The organism is Gemmatimonadaceae bacterium, assembly GCA_020846935.1.
Classification (GTDB): Bacteria; Gemmatimonadota; Gemmatimonadetes; order Gemmatimonadales; family Gemmatimonadaceae; genus RBC101.
On sequence record JADLCY010000011.1, the window covers coordinates 117215 to 133000 of the forward strand.

Below are 15786 nucleotides of genomic sequence, written 5' to 3' on the forward strand. Positions count from 1 at the left end.
CAACCAGGGCGCGGGATGAGCCGCGTTCCACCCGGACTTGCGACGGCTGCCAGCCGGTTGACCCAGCGCCATGGGCGCGTTCTCTCAGGAGCAGGTTCCTCCGGCGGCGCTTTCGCGTGGGGGGGCGATGCATACCTTGCGGGTCGTCCGTCGTCGACGGACACGACCGACCGCGCGCGATGCGCGCCTCCGCACGACGCAACTGTTCACCCCCTGCGCCATGCCTGCTTCAGGCACCATCCGCGACGTTCTGGGCCAGCTCGAAGCGGCGGGGACGCAACGCACCCGCGAGGGAATGGCCCGCTTCGGCATCGTCGCCCCCCGCGCGTTCGGCGTCTCGCTCACCGATATCCAGAAGATCGCCAAGCGTGTCGGTCGGGACCACGAGCTCGCGCTTGGCCTCTGGAAGACCGGCTGGTACGAGGCACGGCTCCTCGCCGCGTTCGTCGACGACCCGGCGTGCGTCTCCGCGTCGCAGATGGATGCCTGGGCGCGCGACTTCGACAACTGGGCCGTCTGCGACACGCTCTGCTTCAAGCTGTTTGATCGGACGCCACACGCCTGGAAGAAGGTGCATCAGTGGGCGCCAAGGTCGCAGGAGTTCGTTCGACGGGGCGCGTTCGCCCTGGTGGCAAGCCTCGGGGTGCACGACCGCGTGGCGAGCGACGCGCAGTTTCTCGCCACGCTGCCGCTCATCGAGCGATACGCGACGGACGAACGGAACTTCGTGAAGAAGGGCGTGAGCTGGGCGCTGCGTGTGGTTGGACGGCGCAGTCGGGCGCTGCACGGCCCCGCACTTGCTCTCGCTCGACGGCTCGGCGACTCCGACGACGCCGCGGCGCGGTGGATCGGCAAGGACGCGTCCCGCGAGCTGGAGGGCGCGGTGGTGAAGCGCCACCTCGCGCGCAAAGCCGCTGCCGCCGGGAGACGAGCGCGACGCTGACGATTTCGGATGCGGTCGCGAACCCTTCCCCACTCGCGTTTTTGCCCGGCCGTGCGCTGGCATCTTGCTCCCAGGTCTCGCGCCCCTCTTCGGCGTTGGGTCACCCAACGCCCCCTCTTCTGACCGCTCGCCCGGCCGCGGGCCGTCCGGTTAGCTTCTTGAGTTCCCGCCGGGCCTCCGGATCCGCGGGGCCCAAACCCACCCGTCCGCCATGGCATCCGCAGCTTCTGTCGAACTCGACTACCGCCCGTCGTACCTCGCGGCAACCGTAGCCGGGGCGCTCGTCCTCGTCCTGTACGTCCTCACGCTGGGGCCGTCGACCGCCATGTGGGACACGAGCGAATACATCGCGGCCGCCTATACCATGGGACTCCCGCACCCACCCGGGAACCCGTTCTTCGTGCTCCTCGGGCGGTTCTTCACGATCCTGCCCATCGCACCGTCGGTCGCCGCGCGCGTGAACCTCCTCGCCGCCCTCTGCAGTGCGGTCTCGGCGGGCATGTGGTTCCTCATCACCGAGCGGGTTCTGGTCAGCTGGTTCGCCGAACGGTGGCAGCGCATCGTGGGCGGCAGCGTGGCCGCCCTGATCGGCGCCACCGCGTTTACGGTCTGGAGCCAGTCCGTCGTGAACGAGAAGGTGTACACGGTGGCGCTCGCGGGCGTGGCGCTCATTGCCTGGCTCACCGTGCGCTGGTGCGACGATCCCGACGGACCCAAGGCGGACCGCATCCTCATCCTGATCGCGTACATCCTGGGCCTGGGGTATGCCAACCACATGGCCGGCATGCTCGCCGCGCCGGCGGTCGGGCTGGCCGTCCTCATTCGACGGCCCGCGACGCTGCTGCGTTGGCGGCTCATCCTCATGGGAGTGGTGGCGGTGGTCATCGGTATGACGCCCTTCGCCACGCAACCCATCCGCGCGGCCTATCAGCCGCTGATCAACGAGGGCGAGCCCACGGGCTGTACCAATGGCCTCAAGTTCGACTGCACCTTCAGCAAGAAGACCTGGGACAACTTCAAGTACAACTTCAATCGAGAGCAATACGGCAAGCCCCCGGTGACCGAGCGCAACGCACCGTTCACCGCGCAGGTCGGCATGTGGTGGCTCTACTTCAAGTGGCAGTGGTGGCGCGACCCATACGGGACCAACCAGCCGTTGCAGGCAGTTCTCGCCGCGCTGTTCCTCGTGCTTGGACTGTTTGGCGGCTGGGTGCACTGGAAACGTGACAAACAGTCGTTCTGGTTCTTCGGGCCGCTCATGTTCACCATGACGCTGCTGCTCATCTACTACCTGAACTTCAAGTACGGAGCGTCCCAGGCGCCACAGCTCGGAGACGCGGTGGATCGTGAGGTCCGCGACCGCGACTACTTCTACCTCTGGAGTTTCTCGGCGTGGAGCGTCTGGGCCTCCCTCGGCCTCGTGTTCGTGTGGGAGACCGTCGCGTCTCTGCTCGGGAGCGACCCGGTCAAGCTGGGCAAGGAAACGCTCGAACTCCCGCGGCGACGCAGCTGGATGCTCGCGGCCCCCGTGTTGCTGGTGGCCTGTGTGCCGATGGTCGGCAACTGGGGAGCCTCGACGCGCAAGGGCGACGACACCACCCTCGCGTTTGCCTACGACCTGCTCAACTCGGTGGAACCGTACGGCGTCCTCGTGACGGTGGGCGACAACGACACGTTCCCGCTCTGGTACGCGCAGGAGGTGGAGGGCATTCGCCAGGACGTCGTGATCGCCAACACGTCGCTGCTCAACACCGACTGGTACACGCGACAGCTCATCCGCAACCCGATCCGTGAGTACGACGCGGCCAGGGGGCCGGCGATCTACCGCGGCCAGAGCTGGAAGAAGCCGGCGACGCCACCGGTCAGGATGACGCTGGACCAGGCCGACTCGATCCCGCTCGCCTATCAGCTCCCCGATACCGTGGGCTTCGAGGCGTGTGGGACGATTGCCGCGCGCATCGAACCTCGCGTGCTGACGCGCGCCGACATCGTCGTACTGCAGATGATGAAGGACAACTGCGGCGAGCGGCCCATCTACTTCTCCCGCACGGCCGGCAGCTACGGCCGCGAACTCGGCGTCGAGGCCTATCTCGTGACGCAGGGGCTTGCACGCAAGCTGCTGCCCAGCGTGCCCTCGCCGACCGGCCAGGATCCCCTGCTCGTGCCCGGCGAAGGGTTTGTCGCCGTGGCGCGCACCAAGGCCCTCTGGGAAGACGTCTTCCGCGGCAAGGCGTCGTTCATCCGCAAGGATGGTTGGGTCGACAAGCCGTCGGTCGGCATTCCCGCCCTCTACGTGCAGACCGGGTTCATGATCTACGACATGTTGCACACCACCGGAGACCGGCAGGGAGCGGCCAAGGCGCTCGAGGACGCAAAGCAGATCGCACAGGCCACGCGCATCGCGGAGTTCTTCAACTTTGCTGCCGCCGAGTCGCTGGCGATTCCGCCCGACGCCAAGGGCGACGTCAGCCCGGTGGTTCCGCTCGACCTCGGGAAGGACAGCGGCAAGAAGTAGCACATGCCTTGACTGAGGCTCGCCGGTCACGCCCGGCCGAGCCTCAGTCCGCTGCGGACTCCGGCGTTCGCGCTGCCGCGTCCGCGCGCGTCGCCACCAGCGCCGTCGCGGCCACGTCGCCCGTGACGTTGACCACTGTGGCGCACATGTCAGGGATGAGATCGACGGCGATGAGCACGCCGATTCCCTCCGCCGGCAGCCCGATCGCGGTGAACAGAGGCGTCAGCAGAAGAAAGGCCCCACGCGGAACCCCAGGCGCCGCAAACGACAGAAAGACGGAGGCCGCCGCGACGATCGCCAGCGATTGTGCGCCCACGTCGATGCCGTAGAACCGGCCGATGAACAGCACGCCGACGATCCAGGCGACGGGGGCGGCGGGCTTGAAGATCGACACTGCGAGCGGCAACACGAAGCCGCTCACGCGCGCGGGAATCGCCAGCGCGTCCGCGCTTGCCACCATCGCCGGCAGCGACGCCACCGACGAACTGCAGCTCACGCCGATCAGTTGCGTCGGCAACACCGCGCGAGAGAACGCCAACAGTCCCATGCCGCCCGCCACGCGCACGATCGCATGGAACATCAGCGTCGCCAGTGCGCACGTCGCGGCGAAGGCTGCGATGTAGAAGCCCACCGCGCCCACCAACGACGTTCCGGCCTGCGCAGCGAGCGGCATCACCAGCGCGAACACCGCGACCGGCGCCAAGGCGATGATCCATCGGACGAGGTGCAACATCGCATCCCCGAGCGCCGCGAAGAACCGCACCAGCGGCTCGCGCGTATGAGGCGCGCTGTGCGCCACGGCGAGGCCCAGCAGCGCCGTGAAGAGAATCAGCGAAACCATGTTCCCGCTCGCCGCCGCAGCGACCGGATTGGTCGGTATGAGCGACGTAAACCAGTCCACCACGCCGACGCCCGCGGCACCGCCGGCCGCGACGTCACGCGCCGCCTCGGCTGCGCCCGGAGGCAACGCGATCCGTCCCACCGCGTCTGCCGGGAACCAGGCGAAGATCGCCGGGGCGACCAGCAGCGTCAGCAGCGCGCTGGCCATGAGCAGCGCCCCAAACACGAGCAGGGTGCGTCGCCCCAGCGCTCCCACGGCCCGCAGATCCGACACCGAGGCGATCCCCGTGATGAGGAGCGAGACCACGAGCGGAATGACCGTCATCCGGATGGCGTTCACCCACAGCGTGCCGATGGGCTGCAACACCGCGGACAGCCGGATCGCAAACGCACCATCGACCGCGGCGACCCCGATGCCAACCGCCACCCCGAGCCCAAGCGCGGCGAGCACGCGCCCGCCGTCGGACCACGCGCCCCACCAGGCATGACGGATCATCCGGTGCAGAGCGTGGCCACCTGCTGCGCAACGACAGGCTCCAGCTGATCCAGGTACGCGAGGTACTGGCGCGCCGCATCCGCCGCCACGGCCGCACCGGCGGTGATCTTTTCACGAGCGACGGGCAGGAACTCGCTCGCCAGCCGCGAGAGGTCGCACGCCCTGACCACCGGGGCCTCCGTGGCAGCGCTCTGCGAGATGGACAACGCGGTCGCGCCAACCAGGAAGTGCGACTGTGGCGTCCCCTGGATCGAATCGGCGAGCGCGAGGAAACGGAACGCCGTCTGATAGTCCGTGCGTTGTCTTGTGCCGTTCGCAGCCCGATACAGGGCGTTGCCGCGCGCGAGGGCAAACGCGGCGACGCTGGCCGGAGATTCACCTCCTGCAAGCGCGCGCCGCGTACTCACCAGCGCACTATCGAGCAGCCCCTGATCCACCTGCGCCTGCGCCTGCGCCTGCGCGAGCTGGCCCTGCCCGATCCGGGGATCGAGCGTCGTTGCCTTCTGCAGCGAAGCCAGGGCGTCGGCATTCTTCCCGACGCGTCGCTGCTCCTGCGCCCGCAACAGATGCAGCTCGGCAACCTCGGGAAAGCGGGCGACCCCGCGGTCGATGGCAGCCCGACCGTCGGCCTGCACGAGATCGGCGTAGAGGAGATACAACCGTCCGTCGTGCGGGAACCGCGACACGGCACCGGCGGCCACGGCAATGGCACGGATCGTATCGCCGGCCGATCGGTACGCGCTGGCCAGGCGGAACGCGAAGGCGCCGTCACGGACCGATGCGGAGTCCAATGCGGCCAGTCGATCGCCAATCACGGTCGCGGCACGCCAATCGTGCACGGCAAGGAGGACCTGCCACCGTTGGCGCAGCAGGTCCAGGTCACCAGGGTTACGGTCGCTGAGCGTGACCACGAGCGGCGCGGCCGCGGCCGCGTTGCCTCCCCGCAGGAGGGCGCCAACCACGCGCCGCGAGAGGTCGACGTCGAGCGAATCCGACGCGGCGAGCCGGAGCCACATACGCGCAGCGTTCGTGGAGTCGCCCAGCGCATCGTATGACCGCGCGGCGCCATCCAGGCCCCAATAGGCGGTGGGCTGCGCGGCAAGGATCTGTTGCGCCTCCGCCAACACGTGCCGCGCGTCCGCGCCGATGGCCATCAGCCCGCCCACGATGCACGACCGGAGCAGCACCGGAGTCGGCAACGTCGCGGCCACGCGCCGAGCCTCGTCGAGCGCGGCTTCCGACTTTCCGTCACGAATCCCGTTCTCGCAACGGCGCAGCGGATTCAGTTGCTGACGCACCCGTTCCATCGCCGCGGCGACGAGAGTTCCCGCGGAGTCCGCCGTCGGCGCCTCGACCTCCGGGATGTGCTGCACCAGGCGCCGGTCGCGGGTGAGCTGCAGCCACGCCTCGACCCTGACCGTGCCCGCACCGCGCTCCACGCGTGCGTTGATGATCTCATCCGCGCGGTGGTACTTCGCGAGCTGCCTGACAAGAACGCTGTCCACCGCGCCGATGGCGATGCTCGAACGCTCGAGCGTCTGCTCCATGGCATATTCGCCGACCACGGAAACCTCGCGCTTCTTGTAGTGGCGCTGGATGCGAGCGCGCACGACGTCGGCCACCGTATTACCGAGCCGTCGATCCCGGGCCTCGAACGGCGGCACGAGGATGACCTGCGTGGTGAACGTCTGCTGGGCGCGCAGCGCACCCGGCACGATCAGCCACGCAGCAACGCAGGCGGCAAACAGACGAGCGCTCCATGACGGTCGGCAGCGTTCCGCGACAACGCGCAGGAGCACCCTGGCCTGCTGGGTTTGCGGTTGCTGCGAGTTGACCCGTCGTGCGCGTCGCACGGCCGGACTGGAACCAGGGCAAGGCATCTCGACCGGGGGGGGCGTCGGGCGACGGGTGACGGGCACGTACCCAGTACGGACCCTCGGCGACGGAGGACAGTGCTCGGGCGGCGCAGGGCTTTGCCGCCGGGCGCAGGGAGGTAATACTCCGGTACCGGGAGGGCTAGTCTAATGGTAAGGCACCGGTCTTGAAAACCGGCGCGCAGAGATGCGCTTGTGGGTTCGAGTCCCACGCCCTCCGTCTCGTCCCACAGCCCGCGCGACGCGTGGGGCGCCGACGTCGCAGACGAAGGGGCGTGACGGTGACGATGCCGCCTTCAGCGGCCGCGCCCGGCAGCGGCATGCTGGAGGTGCCTCCCTGGCCGGAGAGCCTGGCCGTCAGCGAGTGACCGTCAGCGTGATGGTCAACGTCTTTGACAGCGACGTCGCACCGCTCCCCGAAGCCGCCGTCACGACGATCGGATAGGTACCCGCCGCCGTGCCACCGGTGAGCACCGGAGGCGCCGTCGTGTTGCTCTCGCCCCCACCTCCGCACGACGCCAGCAGCCCCATGGCGACCGCGGCCACGGCCAGGCCTCGGCATCGCGATCGCGCGAACATGACAACCCCCGAAAGCAGCACCACGACCAGCACGATGGAGTCGCCTTCGGTACCGGTCCACGTGGTGATCATGCCGGAGCTTCCCCGCGTGGGCGCCGTCGTGGTGATCGTCAGCGTGGTCGACAGCGCAGCCCCGTTAGGCGTGACCGTCGGCGGAGCAAAGGCGCAGGCCGTCGTGGGCGGCAACCCCGCGCACGCGAAGCTCACCGCCTGGGTGAAGCCACCGCTGGGGGTCACGGTCAGGCTCGCGGTGACGCTCTGTCCCGCGGCTACCGAGGTGGCCACGGGACTCGAGGTCGTGAACGTGAAGTCCGCTACGGCCGGCGCCGGACGCAACGGCGTGCAGGGCACCTGGTTGGTCGTATCGCACAGCTTCACCAGGTAGGGCCGCGTCTCCCCGCTGGGCGTACGCGGGCCGATCCCGTCGCCAACGATGTACTGCCCATCCTGGCTGATCGCCGACGCCGTTACGAGGGAGACGCCGGTCATCCGGAAGCCCTGATCGATCAGCACCTGGCGCAGCTCCCGGATGCTCGCCGACTCCGTCCAGATGAAGGCCGTACCCGCTCCGTATCGCTGGACCGGGTTGAAGCTCAGCGGCCCCGCCGAGGAGATTCCGACGACAACCTTCCCGTTGTCGCTGACGCCCGTCGCGACTGCGTGTGTGTGCCCCGCCAGGGGACCAATGGCTTGCATCCCCCCGGATGAGGTCCAGCGGAACGCGCGACTTCCGTTGGTGGAGCTGTTGCCAACCCGGACTTCGACGCCCCCCTGACCTACGATCGTGCTGCCATCCGCCGATACGCGCGTCGCGATGCTGAAGTATCCCGGCGCGAGCGCCCCGAGGTTCTGGAACCCGCCGGCGGCCGTCCATCGAAAGGCACCGGAGCGAAATCCGGTGAAGGACTGCGGATCGGCAAAGGTCGCGTCCCCGACAATGACATCGCCCGCCGCACTGATGCCGGTGGCCCGCGAGTCCCGCCCGGCGCCCGCAGGAGGAGCCATGGCGACCATTCCCGCCGCGGTCCAGCGAAATGCGTGCTGCGTCGCTCCCGACCCTACCTGCGAAACGCCGACGACCACACTGCCATCCGCGCTCGTCGCCGTCGCCATCGAGGTCCGGCTGGCGTTGTTCGAAGGATCGAGCGTCCCGAGATCCACGAGGCCTCCGGCCCGCGTCCAGCGAAACGCATGGAACGGTGTGAAGTCGCCGCGATCGGCAAAGCCCACCACCACGTCATCCGCCGCGCGTGACGACCCGAAGGCCGCGCTCCCCGCCGACCCTGTCGACCCGCCACCAATCGCCATGGCTCCACCACTCACGCTCGCCTGATTGGGAGTCAGCAGCTGCTCGATCTCGTAAAGGCTTCGGTCGGTGACCGGGTCGCACTTGCCGAGGTGGGGCTGCCAGCGACCGCTGGTATTGGCGCGCTGCAGGTCGTTCCCGATCATAAAGAGCACGCGGGGGCTGACCAACGTCAGCGTGTTCCTGGTGGCGTCCGGCCGCAGGTAGAGATCGTCGAACATCTGGTATAGCTGCTGACGAGTCAGATCGATCTCCTCGACGGCGGAGCTGCACATGCTCCACTGCGCACCAGCAGGCGCCGGAACGAGCGCGACGATGGCAAAGACCGCGACTGGAAAGCGCATGGGCGAGGCACTCGGCCGACGACCTGGGTATCGTGCGCGACATCGGGCTCATGGGCAACCCTCGGCGCGGGCCGGACGAGGGTCCGGCTGAGACATCGCCAACGGGCCCCGGGGGGAAACGGCGATCAGCCAACCCGGAGGATCTCCATCGAGGCAGGCCTTCATCCCGGCCGCGCGGCACGTCCGCGTCGCGGTGCGCCCGGCGGTTCTCGATGCGCTCATGGATCGCGGGCATGGGTCGTCATTGGCTTCCCGCTCGTCGCCCGCCCTGTTAGACTCCGCGTTCCGCACGACGGGAGACGTGGCCGAGAGGCTGAAGGCGGCGGTTTGCTAAACCGTTATAGGGCCTTAAAGCCCTATCGAGGGTTCGAATCCCTCCGTCTCCGCTCAAGCGGCAGGTGATTGGGGACAGGCCTCGCCTGCCCACCCGATCCCTGCCGCTTCTCCTTATGCCCGCGTCCGCGCCTCGCCTCCGTTTCGCCCCCTCCCCCACCGGCTACCTCCACGTCGGTGGGGCACGCACCGCCCTCTTCAACTGGCTCTGGGCCCGCAAGACCGGCGGCGCGTTCCTCCTCCGCATCGAGGACACGGACAAGGCCCGTAGCACCGACGAGAGCACGCGCGCCATCTTCGATGGCCTCCGCTGGCTCGGCCTCGACTGGGACGAAGAGGTCACGTTTCAGGGCGCCAACCTCGAGCGCCACCGGCGCGACGCGTACCGCCTCCTCGAGGCCGGCAAGGCGTATCGCGACTTCACCACCGCCGAGGAACTCGAACGCCGGCGCGCCGAGGCGGAGGCGCGTGGCGAGGTGTTCACGTTTGACCGACGCCTGGCCGAGCTGCCGCAGGCCGAGCTCGACGCACGCATCGCCCGCGGCGACCCCTTCACCATCCGCTTCCGCGTTCCGCCGGGAAGCACGGCGTGGGACGACCTCGTCCACGGGACCATCACGTTCCCGAACAAGGACATCGACGACTTCATCATCCTCCGCTCCGACGCCACGCCGATCTACAACCACGCCGTGGTCTCTGACGACATCGCCATGGGCATCACGCTCGTGATGCGCGGGGACGACCACATCTCCAACACGCCCAAGCAGATCCTGCTCTACGAGGCGCTCGGGGCTGCGCTGCCCCAGTTCGCCCACTTGCCGATGATCCATGGCACCGACGGAAAGAAGCTCTCGAAGCGACGCGGAGCGGTCGCGGTCGGTGACTACCAACACGAGGGCATTCTGCCCTCGGCGATGCGCAACTTTCTTGCACTCCTTGGTTGGTCGCCGGGTGGCGACGTCGAGGTCATGTCGCAGGACGAACTCGTGGCGCGCTTCTCACAGGACGGCCTCCTGCGAAAGGCCGCGGTCTTCGACCTGAAAAAGCTCGAGTGGATGAATGGCCAGCACATGATGCTGCTGCCCATCGATGCGCTCGACGACTATCTCCGCCCGTTCCTCGTGGCCGCCGGCCTGGCGACCGATGCCGAGCTCGTGGAACGGCGCGCGTGGTGGCGGGCGCTGCTCGAGCTGCTCCGCGTGCGCGCACGAACCGTGAACGACCTCGTCCGACTCGCGCGGCCGTACTTCGTGAGCGACCTCTCGTACGACGAAGCGGCCGTGAAGAAACACTGGAAAGACAGACCGGCCACGGCGGAACTGCTCGACGCCGTCGCCGCGACGCTCGAGGCCACGGACTGGTCCGCGGCGGACATGGAGTCGCGGCTTCGCGCGCTTGGTGAGAGCCGGGGGATCGGCACGAAGCTCTTCCAGCCGCTTCGCCTGGCGCTGACCGGCCTTGCCGAGAGCCCGGGGATCTTCGACGTCCTGCTCGTCCTCGGCCGCGAACGCTCGCTCCACCGGATTCGTGCCGCCGCCGCCATGCTGCGGCCGCAGGGCTGACCGTGACCGATCCGCTCACCCATATCGAGCGGAAGGTCTATCACTACCTTCTCGACTTCCTAGCGGAACACACGTATCAGCCCAGCGTCCGCGAGATCGGTCGGCGCCTTCGCATCAAGTCGACCAAGACGGTCGCCGAGCTGCTGCAGTCGCTGGCCGACAAGGGATATCTCGAACGTGAGCCTGGTCGCTCGCGCGGGGTGAAGATCGTCGGCGCCGCGAGCATGGGTGGAGTGCAGCCCGTGCCGCTCTACGCCCGCGTGAACCCGGTGCAGCCGTACCTCACCAGCGAGAATCGTGAGCGCTTCGTGCAGGTCGACCGCTCCCTCGTCCCGACCGACGACACCTGGTTGCTGCGCGTCGTTGGTAACGACATGGCAAACCGTGGCGTGCTTGCCGGCGACTGGGCGCTGATCAGTCCCTCGACGAGGGCACGCGATGGGGATCTCGTGGCCGCCAGGATCGGTGCGCACGTCGTCGTAAGGCTCGTCACGCACCTTGGCGCCGTGCTTTCGCTCTCGACCGCCACCGAGGGCGCGCCAGAGACCTTCCTTGGCCCTGCCGACGACTTCGCGGTGCTCGGCGTGGTCGTGGGCGTCATGCGCGCACGCGAGGAGCCAGACGCCGGTGAGCCCGGGGCTCCCTTCGGACATCGACCATCGTGAACCACGCGGCGTGACCCGGTGCGCGGGCGTCGTGGCGCATTCACCCGCGCGCAACTCATCACGGGTCGCTGATGACCTTCACCTCGGTCTTCTTCTTCTTTTCCGCTTCCTTCCGCTCACGCTCCTTGCGTTCGCGGATCTGCCGGACGGCGCGGCGGAACTCTTCCTCGTTCATGGCCTGCTGGGCCTGCGCGATGATCTCCACGCGCATCGCATCGAGCCGGCGCTGGCGGTCGTAGGCGATCGGGTTTCCCTGCTGGTTCATGGGCAGCAGGCCGAGGAGCGCGGTCGGGATCGACACCTTGCCCAGGCGGATGAACTGCTGGTCGACGCCGTACTTCTTGCCGTCTTTCGTCGTGTAGGTCCAGTCCCCCCGCTCGAACTTGTTCGGCTGATAGGTGTTCTCGGCGACGGAATCGCGGTACGCGAGGATGAGCGCCGAGACCGCGCTGTCGAGCTTGGCGTCACCCACGAGCGGCGCCGCCGTGACCGCCGGCGATTCGACCCAGATGCGGGGCTCGGTGTAGCCCGGCTGCACACCACGCACCGGGCCCTGGCCGGTGATGAGCGGGCCACTGGTCGGGCCGAGCACACGTGGCGCGGTACTGGCCGGCGGGATCGCCGAGGGTACCTCGGCGGGCGCGGCGACCGTCACGGGTGGTTGCGACCGCGGCGGCGCAGGCTCCACGGTCGGCCGCCGTGACGACTCAGGTGCGAGTCGAGCGCTCGGTACGGCGAGGGCGACCTGATCGCGCCGAGGCGCCACCGTGAGATAGCGGAGCCGCTCGACCGGCGGAGCGGAGCGCGTCTCTCCCATCAGGAATGTGATGGCGCGCGGAAACTGGAGGACGTTCCACAAGCCGACCGCAAGCAGCGCGTGCACGACGATCGAGATCGCGGTCGCGCGAGCGCCCCGGGGTGGTTCCCCGCGGTCGCTTGCCTGCGTCCCGTGTCCTCGAAGTCTGAGCATTCAGCCTCGCTGCTGTGGCCGCCCGTGCATGACACGACCGTCTGGAGGGCCCCTACGAATGGGGCTCGGCGCTCCCATCAGTGCCGCGTGTCCGGCCACCCGTCATACGTCAGTCGTACCCCACTGCTGGGTTGCCCTTCCCCTTCAACGCCCGTGCCATCATCAACGCTGACAGCGCGTTGCCCCGCGACGGACCGTTCAGACAACCGGATTTCGCACCGTGCTGATCCCCACGAGTTCCACCTCGACCTGATCCCCGGAACTTAGTCGCCCGACACCCGCCGGCGTGCCCGTGGCAACCAGATCTCCAGGTTCCAGGGTCATGATGTGCGAGATGAACGACAGGCAGAAGGGAATCGAAAAGACCATCTGACTGGAATTCCCACGCTGCCGCTCGGCGCCGTTCACCCGGGTGATGACCTCGATGTTGGCGAGATCGACTTCGCCGAAGAATGGCTCGCCCACCGCGCAGAACGTGTCGAATCCCTTCGCGCGCGTCCATTGCGAATCCTTGCGCTGCAGATCACGCGCGGTGATATCGTTCAGCGCCACGATCGCCCGCACCGCGCGCCGCGCCTCCGCTTCGGAGGCGTGGCGGAGCGTGGACCCGATCAGCACGGCGATCTCGCCTTCGTGCTCGACCTGCGACGACTGCGGCGGGAGAACGATCGCGTCTCCGGTGCCGATGAGGCTCGACGGCGGCTTGAGGAAGAACAGCGGCTCCGAGTCGGGGACGGCATTCCCGAGTTCCCGGGCGTGTTCGGCGTAGTTGCGGCCGATGCACACGATCTTTGACGGGCGCGGTACGAGAGGCATGGACGGGCGGTGAGCGAGTAGGCGTTTGCCAGCGAATGGTCTAGCGATAGAAACGTCGCACCGCGCGCTCCACATCTGCCCACGGTGCCAGGACGCGACTGGCCGGTGGGAGGCCGTCGAGGAGATCCTCACCATACCGCCGTGAGGCCACGCGCGAGTCCATCAGAAGCACCACCCCCCGATCCTCGCGCGTTCGGATCAGCCGCCCGAAGCCCTGCTTGAGGCGCAGCGCGGCGTGGGGAAGCATGTACTCCTGGAACGGGTCTCCGCCACGGGCCGAGATCGCCTCGCAATGGGCGGCGGTCAGAGGCTCGGTCGGCACACGGAACGGCAGTCGCGCGATGACGAGGCCACGCAGCGCCTGCCCCGGCACGTCCACCCCCTCCCAGAACGTCGTGGTGCCGAACAGCACCGCATTGCCCGCCTCACGAAACCGCTGCAGGAGGATGTCGCGGGACTCCTCACCGTGCACGAGGAACGGCAGGCGTGCGCCGAGGCCGCGCTCGCGCAGAAGTCGCGCTGCCTCGCGCACGTCGCGATGGCTCGTGAACAGCGCAAACACCCCGCCACCGGAGGCGTCGGCGAGAACGGCCACGGCGTCCACCACGGCCTGAAAGTGCGCCTCGCCGTCGACGTTAGGCGCGGGCACGTCCAGCGGAACCGCGAGCAGCGACTGCGTGCGGTAGTCGAACGGCGACGCATGGGCCGCGACGTCCGGTTCGACGTCCTCCTCGGTGAGGCCGAGTCGACCGCGCATGAAGTCGAATCGGCCCTCGGTGGCAAGGGTGGCGCTCGTGACAATCGTGGTGTCGACGCGGCGAAACAGGTCCTCGCGGAGGATCGGCGCCAGGTCCAGCGGCACTGCGGTCGCCACCACGTTGCGTTCGCGACCGCGGACTTCGAGCCATCGCACCGTCTTCAGGCGCCCCGAGGGACGCAGGGTCTGACGCAGCGCGTCGGACGAGAGGTCGAGCCGCCTGGCCACGCCCTTCAGTTCGCCGAGCAGCTGGGCATTGAGGTCGATCAGCCGCTCGTCGGACTCCATGCGTTCCCGGATCAGCCGCAGGTTGTCGCTCATCAGGGTCAGCTCACGCAACACGTCGTCGAGCGACGCCTCGAGCCCAGCGGCCCAGACGGGGTGCTCGTCGAACGCACTCGTCAGGCGCATGACGGGAGCACCGGCTTCCTGCAGCACGCCATCGAGCAGGTCGAACACCACGGCCGCCTTCTCGCGCGCCGCATTCGTCGACGGAAACAGCCTGGCGTGCACCAGGTCGAGGCTCGCGGTGCTCAGGATGTCGCGCCGCGTTCCGAGCCGCTGCGCGAGGGTCGGCAGGAGTCCGCGACCACGCCGTTCGAGCCGGGCAAACAGGCGAGTCATGCCGCGCCGCGTCACCGACGCGCCGAGGTGGCTTGCGGCGGCGTCTTCCAGGTGGTGACCCTCGTCGACCACGAGCCGCGAAAACGGGGGCAGCACGGCGGCTTCCTCCCAGTTCTGCGAGGCGCGTCGCACGGCAACGTCAGCAAGCAGCAGATGGTGGTTGACCACAACCACGTCGGCCTGGGCCGCGCGTCGACGTGCAGCAAACACGAAGCACTTGTCAAAGACCGGGCACTGCAGCCTGAGGCACAGGTCGGGCTCGGCGGCCACCTCGTCCCACACCTCCGCGCGAGGAGCGACCGGCAGATCGGCAAGTGACCCGTCACTCGTCTGCTCGGCCCACGCATGCAGGGCCTCGACCTCCGTGGTCATGCCGTCCTCAAAGAGCGTCGCCCCCGCTCCACGCGCCTGCTCGAGCCGGAGCAGACACAGGTAGTTCCGCCACCCCTTGAGCAGCGCAAAGCGCACGGGCTGGTCGGCCAGCGCCCCGGCGAGGAAGGGCAGGTCCTTGCCCACCAGCTGCTCCTGCAGCGTGATGGTGTTGGTGCTCACGATCGTGCGCTCGGCGTTGGCGGCCGCCCAGCGCAACGCCGGGATGAGGTAGCCTAACGACTTTCCGACCCCCGTTCCGGCTTCGAGCAGCCCGATCCCGCCAGAGTTGTAGAGCCTGGCGATCGCGCGGGCGTAGTCACGCTGCGTGGGCCGGTCCTCGTAGCGACCGTGGGCGACGGCGATCTCGCCCGTGGGCCCCAGGGTGCGGTCGATGGCGGAAAGGTCCAGGGGGGCGACCTTTTCCTCGCGAGGCACCTCGACCACGACATAGACATCTGTGGCGCCGTTGTCGGTGATCGCGAACCCGATCCCGTCGTCGTGCAGCCGCGCGGCGATGTCGAGGTCGGGACCCGAGGGTTCGAGCACGCCACTCGGATGGTTGTGCAGCAGCATCTCTCCGCGCTGCGCGAACCCGGGCAGCGCGAGCACGCTCCGCACATCGCCCCGAGCCACCACCCGCGCCGCGGTGATCACGCCGTCGTCGTCCACCTTGCACACGAAGCAGACCTCGCGCCCGCCCGCGAGCTGGATCGCGGTGCGGACGGCGGCGGCGACGACAGGTGTGAGACGCATCTGGACGGACGGATCAGCGGAAGGACACGTCGACAGT

At 68.5% G+C, this 15786-nt stretch carries 10 protein-coding genes and 2 tRNA genes; 6 read left to right on the forward strand and 6 right to left on the reverse strand.

Features of this window, described 5'->3' with window-relative positions; genetic code table 11:
- Window positions 1-220: 220 nt before the first annotated feature.
- Both IT361_13025 and IT361_13030 read left to right on the forward strand, forming a co-directional pair.
- A complete protein-coding gene (locus tag IT361_13025; protein MCC6318599.1) occupies window positions 221-943 on the forward strand; it encodes a DNA alkylation repair protein in 723 nt (240 codons plus the stop codon).
- Window positions 944-1154: 211 nt separating this feature from the next.
- Complete coding sequence (locus tag IT361_13030; protein ID MCC6318600.1) at window positions 1155-3458, forward strand: DUF2723 domain-containing protein; 2304 nt, start codon at window positions 1155-1157, stop codon at window positions 3456-3458.
- A 43-nt stretch (window positions 3459-3501) separates the two neighbouring features.
- Here the strand turns inward: IT361_13030 and IT361_13035 are convergent, their stop codons facing one another.
- Both IT361_13035 and IT361_13040 read right to left on the reverse strand, forming a co-directional pair.
- Window positions 3502-4794 carry a dicarboxylate/amino acid:cation symporter gene (locus tag IT361_13035; protein MCC6318601.1) on the reverse strand — a complete coding sequence of 431 codons (1293 nt, stop codon included), beginning with the start codon at window positions 4792-4794 and terminating at the stop codon, window positions 3502-3504.
- Window positions 4791-6647, reverse strand: a complete 1857-nt coding sequence (locus IT361_13040; protein ID MCC6318602.1) for a hypothetical protein — start codon at window positions 6645-6647, stop codon at window positions 4791-4793. The genes IT361_13035 and IT361_13040 overlap by 4 nt, the downstream gene beginning before the upstream one ends.
- Before the next feature lie 157 nt (window positions 6648-6804).
- On the opposite strand from IT361_13040, the gene IT361_13045 reads away from it, so the two are divergent.
- A tRNA-Ser gene (locus IT361_13045) sits at window positions 6805-6888 on the forward strand.
- Window positions 6889-7025: 137 nt separating this feature from the next.
- On the opposite strand, the gene IT361_13050 is transcribed toward IT361_13045, so the two are convergent.
- Window positions 7026-8897 (reverse strand): hypothetical protein, encoded by a 1872-nt coding sequence (locus tag IT361_13050; protein ID MCC6318603.1) that lies wholly within the window; start codon window positions 8895-8897, stop codon window positions 7026-7028.
- A 295-nt stretch (window positions 8898-9192) separates the two neighbouring features.
- Between IT361_13050 and IT361_13055 the strand changes: the two genes are divergently transcribed.
- The 3 genes from IT361_13055 to lexA all read left to right on the forward strand — a co-directional run bounded on the left by IT361_13055 (window position 9193) and on the right by lexA (window position 11457).
- Window positions 9193-9283: transfer RNA gene (locus IT361_13055), tRNA-Ser, on the forward strand.
- A 63-nt stretch (window positions 9284-9346) separates the two neighbouring features.
- Window positions 9347-10792, forward strand: coding sequence for a glutamate--tRNA ligase (locus IT361_13060; GenBank protein MCC6318604.1), 1446 nt, complete (start codon window positions 9347-9349; stop codon window positions 10790-10792).
- Window positions 10793-10794: 2 nt separating this feature from the next.
- The gene (lexA, locus tag IT361_13065; GenBank protein MCC6318605.1) at window positions 10795-11457 is read left to right on the forward strand and encodes a repressor LexA; all 663 of its coding nucleotides are present in this window, start codon (window positions 10795-10797) and stop codon (window positions 11455-11457) included.
- Between the two features lie 58 nt (window positions 11458-11515).
- Here the strand turns inward: lexA and IT361_13070 are convergent, their stop codons facing one another.
- The 3 genes from IT361_13070 to IT361_13080 form a co-directional block, all read right to left on the reverse strand.
- Window positions 11516-12427 (reverse strand): hypothetical protein, encoded by a 912-nt coding sequence (locus IT361_13070; protein MCC6318606.1) that lies wholly within the window; start codon window positions 12425-12427, stop codon window positions 11516-11518.
- Window positions 12428-12625: 198 nt separating this feature from the next.
- Window positions 12626-13243, reverse strand: coding sequence for a fumarylacetoacetate hydrolase family protein (locus tag IT361_13075; GenBank protein MCC6318607.1), 618 nt, complete (start codon window positions 13241-13243; stop codon window positions 12626-12628).
- 40 nt (window positions 13244-13283) lie between these two features.
- Complete coding sequence (locus IT361_13080; protein MCC6318608.1) at window positions 13284-15749, reverse strand: helicase; 2466 nt, start codon at window positions 15747-15749, stop codon at window positions 13284-13286.
- Between the last annotated feature and the right edge of the window lie 37 nt (window positions 15750-15786).

Excerpts from the sequence above, each read along its gene's own strand:
- IT361_13025 (MCC6318599.1), top strand. The coding sequence starts at position 221 with ATGCCTGCTTCAGGCACCATCCGCGACGTTCTGGGCCAGCTCGAAGCG.
- IT361_13030 (MCC6318600.1), top strand. The coding sequence starts at position 1,155 with ATGGCATCCGCAGCTTCTGTCGAACTCGACTACCGCCCGTCGTACCTC.
- IT361_13035 (MCC6318601.1), bottom strand. The coding sequence starts at position 4,794 with ATGATCCGTCATGCCTGGTGGGGCGCGTGGTCCGACGGCGGGCGCGTG.
- IT361_13050 (MCC6318603.1), bottom strand. The coding sequence starts at position 8,897 with ATGCGCTTTCCAGTCGCGGTCTTTGCCATCGTCGCGCTCGTTCCGGCG.
- IT361_13060 (MCC6318604.1), top strand. The coding sequence starts at position 9,347 with ATGCCCGCGTCCGCGCCTCGCCTCCGTTTCGCCCCCTCCCCCACCGGC.
- IT361_13070 (MCC6318606.1), bottom strand. The coding sequence starts at position 12,427 with ATGCTCAGACTTCGAGGACACGGGACGCAGGCAAGCGACCGCGGGGAA.
- IT361_13075 (MCC6318607.1), bottom strand. The coding sequence starts at position 13,243 with ATGCCTCTCGTACCGCGCCCGTCAAAGATCGTGTGCATCGGCCGCAAC.
- IT361_13080 (MCC6318608.1), bottom strand. The coding sequence starts at position 15,749 with ATGCGTCTCACACCTGTCGTCGCCGCCGCCGTCCGCACCGCGATCCAG.